The organism is Falsiroseomonas oryziterrae, from assembly GCF_021864505.1.
GTDB classification, from domain to species: domain Bacteria; phylum Pseudomonadota; class Alphaproteobacteria; order Acetobacterales; family Acetobacteraceae; genus Falsiroseomonas; species Falsiroseomonas oryziterrae.
The window spans coordinates 1-4,179 of record NZ_JAKJIB010000345.1; the positions used below are offsets into that span (position 1 = coordinate 1).

A 4,179-nucleotide genomic window follows, 5' to 3' on the forward strand; every position below is an offset into this window, starting at 1 on the left:
GGGCGGCGCAGGCATGCCGGCGCGCCCGGGCCCGGGCCGGCGGCGTTGCGACGCATATAAAGGGGCGGTCGGCAGGGTGTAAATCCGACCGCGGCCCTGAATTCGCAGCAAGTTTCCAGGTCCGGGCCGCTGTTGCGCAGGGGGTCGCCTCTGCGGCAACCGCCTGCCAATCTGCCGCCCATGCGACGCAACGCCCGTCGCGGAGGAAGACCGAGCCCCGCATGACCGACACGGCCCCGCTGGACCATCCCCTCGTGCCGCGCGCCCGCGCCTGGTTCGAGGAACTGCGCGATCGCCTCTGCGCCGCCTTCGAGGCCTGCGAGGACGAACTCGCCAGCGGCCCGCACGCCCATCTTCCCCCCGGCCGCTTCGTGCGCACCGCCTGGGACCGGCCCGAGGGCGGCGGCGGGGTCATGTCCGTGATGAAGGGCCGCGTCTTCGAGAAGGTGGGCGTCAACGTCTCCACCGTCTTCGGCGAGTTCAGCCCGGAGTTCCGCAAGCAGATCCCGGGCGCCGAGGCGGACCCGCGCTTCCTGGCGACCGGCGTGTCGCTCGTCGCCCACATGCGCAGCCCGCGCGTCCCGGCGGCGCACATGAACACGCGCTTCATCGTCACCACCAACGCCTGGTTCGGCGGCGGCGGCGACATCACGCCGATGGACCACGGCGCGCCGCATTCGAAGGAGGACGCCGCGACCTTCCACGCCGCCTTCAAGGCCGCCTGCGACCGCCACGACGGCACCTACTACCCGCGCTTCAAGCAGTGGTGCGACGAGTACTTCTTCCTGCCCCACCGCAACGAGCCCCGCGGCCTCGGCGGCATCTTCTACGACTGGCTCGGCGACCGCACGCCGGGCAAGGGAATCGAGGCGGACTTCGCCTTCACCCGCGACGTCGGCCTCGCCTTCCTGGAAGCCTATCCGGCCATCGTGCGGCGGCGCATGCACGAGCCCTGGACCGAGGCCGAGCGCGCCCACCAGCTGGTCCGCCGCGGGCGCTACGTGGAGTTCAACCTGCTCTACGACCGCGGCACGATCTTCGGCCTCAAGACCGGCGGCAATGTCGAGGCGATCCTGATGTCGCTCCCGCCCGAGACCGGCTGGCCGTAACACCCGCGTCGGCGCCGGCCGATCCGCCTGGACAAGCCCGTCGGCCTCCACCACCTTGGGTTGCAGGAGCCTAATGGGGCGGCACGCCCTCGTCCGGGGAGAAGCCTGATGGTCGAGATCACCGTCAACGGCGAACGGCGCCGCGTGGATGTCGAGGGCGACACGCCGCTGCTCTGGGTGCTGCGCGACACCCTTGGCCTCACGGGGACCAAGTATGGCTGCGGCGTCGCGCAATGCGGCGCCTGCACGGTGCTGCTGGACGGCGTCGCCACCCGCTCCTGCCAGCTTCCCGTGGACAGCCTCGCCGGCCGCAGCATCACCACCATCGAGGCGATCGAGGCCGACCCGGTCGGCCGCCGCGTCGTCGAGGCCTGGGTGGCGCTCGACGTGCCGCAATGCGGCTACTGCCAGTCCGGCCAGATCATGGCCGCGACGGCACTCCTGAAGGAGACGCCGCGCCCGTCCGAGGCGCAGGTGCGCGATGCCATGACCAATCTCTGCCGCTGCGGCACCTACAACGCGATCGCGGCCGGCGTCGCGCGCGCGGCCCAGGGCTGAGGGAGGCGCCGATGAACGAGATCGCCGCGGCCCTCGAGGCCGGCCGCCCCGTCAACCTGTCCCGCCGCGCCGCGCTCGGCGCGCTGGCGGCCGGCTTCAGCCTGGCCATCGGCGTGCCCGTGCGCGAGGCCCGCGCGCAAGCGGCCGGCGGGCTGCAGCATGCCCGCAAGGTCGCGTCCTACATCACCATCCACCCGACCGGCCGCATCACGCTGCTGAACCCCTTCGCCGAGGGCGGCCAGGGCATCCACACCGCGGTCGCGCAGATCGTCGCCGAGGAGCTGGATGCCGAGCTGACGAGCTTCGATGTCGAGGTCGCCCCGCCCGGCGCCGACTACCAGGTGCTGTTCAACGGCACCGCGCGAGTCACCGGCGGCAGCTTCTCGATCCGCAACAGCTACCAGCATTTCCGCGTGCTCGGCGCGACCGCGCGCGCGATGCTCGTCGCAGCCGGCGCGCAGCGCCTCGGCGTGCCGGCGGGCGAATGCGCGACCGTACCCGGCTTCGTCGTGCATGCCGCGAGCAACCGCCGCATTCCCTATGGCGAGCTGGCGCAGGCCGCGGCCGCCTTGCCGGTGCCGCAGGATGCGCAGCCCAAGACCGGGCCGTTCCGCCTGATCGGCACGCCCGCGAAGCGCCTCGACAGCCGCGACAAGGCGACGGGCCGCGCGCAGTACGGCATCGACGTGAAGGTCGAGGACATGCTGCAGGCCGCCGTCGTGCACGCCCCGCGCGCCGGCGCCGACCCGGCCGAGGTGGTGAACGAGGCCGCGCTCCGCGCCATGCCCGGCGTGCATTCCGTCCATCGCCTGCCTGGCGCCGTCGCCGTCGTCGCCGACAGCTTCTGGCGCGCGAAGCAGGCGGTCGCGAAGGCCGAGGTGATGTGGAGCGCGGCCGCCGGCCAGACGGTGATCGCGGAGGACTACTCCACCGCCTCGCATCTCGAGCTGCTGAAGTCCCGCGCGGATGCGGAGGGCAACCCGGCGCGCGACGCGCAGGGCGACGCGCCCGCCGCGCTCCGCGCCGCCCCGCGCGTCGTCACCGCCGACTACGACGCGCCGATGCTCGCCCATGCGCAGCTCGAGCCGCCGACCGCCACGGTGCGCATCAACGCCGACGGCACGATGGATGTCTGGACGCCGAACCAGGCGCCGGAGCGCTTCCAGCAGATCGCGGCGCGCGAGGCGGGGATGGAGCCCGACAAGGTCCGCATCCACTCGCCACTGATGGGCGGCTTCTTCGGCCGCCACTTCACCTACGGCTCCATCCACCCGATGAACCAGGCGGTGCGCCTGGCGCGCGCGACGGGGCGGCCGGTGAAGGTGGTCTGGACTCGGGAGGAGGAATTCGCCCGGGATGCCTACCGTCCGCTCGCCTTCGCACGTCTGAGAGCCGGCCTTGATGCCAGCGGGAAGATCGTCGCGCTGCATGCGACCGTGCCCGGCGAAGGGCCCGTCGCGCAGCACTCGCCGCCCGCGCGGCTCGGCAACCCGCCGGTCGACACCTCGGCGGTGGAGGGCGTGGCCTTCAAGCCCTATGACATCCCGAACCGCCGCGTGGACTGGGTGCGCGTGCCCTCGCCCGTCAACATCGGCTTCTGGCGCTCCGTCGGCCACTCGATGAACGACTTCTTCTACGAGTGCTTCCTCGACGAGGTCGCCGAAGCCGCGGGCCAGGATCCCTTCGCCTTCCGCATGGCGCATCTCGGGAACAGCGCGCGGCTGCGGAACCTGCTCAATGCCGTGGCGGATCTGTCCGGCGGCTGGCGCCGCGGCCCGTTCGATGCCGCCGACGGCTCGCGCCGCGCGCGCGGCATCGCCATGGCCTCGCCCTTCGGGTCCGAGGTCGCGACGATCGCCGAGGTCTCGATCCGCGACGCCGAGGTCGCCGTGCACGACGTCTGGGTCGCGATCGATCCGGGCAGCATCGTGAACCCCGCGATCATCGCGGCGCAGGTCGAAAGCGCGGTGGCGATCGGCCTCTCCTCGGCGGCCTTCGAGGAGATCACCTTCGAGAATGGCCGCCCCGTGCAGCGCAACTTCGACAGCTACCGCATCCTGTCGCCGCGCGAGATGCCGAAGGTGCATGTGCGGATCGTCGAAAGCGGCGCGCCCATGGGCGGCATCGGCGAGCCCGGCACGCCCGGCGTCCCGCCGGCGGTCGCGAACGCGGTCGCCGCGCTGACCGGCCGCCGCATCCGCAGCCTGCCGTTCAACAAGGAACGCTGGGGCCAAGCCTGAGACACGCCCGGCTGGATTTCCGCGCGCGAAGGACCACCTTCGCGCGCAGGAGGACCAGACCATGCCAGCCAGCCAGCGCGAGGAACGCGCGCTTCTCGGCCACGATGCCTTCCAGCTCGTCGCCCAGACCCATTATCCGACCCTCTCGACGCTGCCGCCGGAAGAGTTGCGCGCACTCGCCGCGCGGCTGCGCGAGCAGCATGCGCGCGCGCGCGACCTGCTGCGCGAGGGCCGTCGCGCACGCAGCGGCAAGGGCCCGGCGCGCGCCGCCG

Annotated in this window: 3 protein-coding genes and 1 pseudogene; all 4 read left to right on the plus strand. The window is 72.6% G+C overall.

Annotated features, from left to right (window positions below):
- Positions 1 to 221: 221 nt before the first annotated feature.
- A complete protein-coding gene (gene hemF, locus L2I40_RS19740; protein WP_237216895.1) occupies positions 222 to 1,109 on the plus strand; it encodes an oxygen-dependent coproporphyrinogen oxidase in 888 nt (295 codons plus the stop codon).
- A 108-nt stretch (positions 1,110 to 1,217) separates the two neighbouring features.
- Positions 1,218 to 1,667 carry a (2Fe-2S)-binding protein gene (locus L2I40_RS19745; protein WP_237216896.1) on the plus strand — a complete coding sequence of 150 codons (450 nt, stop codon included), beginning with the start codon at positions 1,218 to 1,220 and terminating at the stop codon, positions 1,665 to 1,667.
- An 11-nt stretch (positions 1,668 to 1,678) separates the two neighbouring features.
- A complete protein-coding gene (locus L2I40_RS19750) occupies positions 1,679 to 3,907 on the plus strand; it encodes a xanthine dehydrogenase family protein molybdopterin-binding subunit (RefSeq protein WP_237216897.1) in 2,229 nt (742 codons plus the stop codon).
- A 61-nt stretch (positions 3,908 to 3,968) separates the two neighbouring features.
- Positions 3,969 to 4,179: pseudogene (locus L2I40_RS19755) on the plus strand (hypothetical protein); the annotation flags it as partial.

Bases quoted from the DNA above. Each gene is read 5' to 3' on its own strand.
- hemF (WP_237216895.1), top strand. From the start codon at position 222: ATGACCGACACGGCCCCGCTGGACCATCCCCTCGTGCCGCGCGCCCGC.
- L2I40_RS19745 (WP_237216896.1), top strand. From the start codon at position 1,218: ATGGTCGAGATCACCGTCAACGGCGAACGGCGCCGCGTGGATGTCGAG.
- L2I40_RS19750 (WP_237216897.1), top strand. From the start codon at position 1,679: ATGAACGAGATCGCCGCGGCCCTCGAGGCCGGCCGCCCCGTCAACCTG.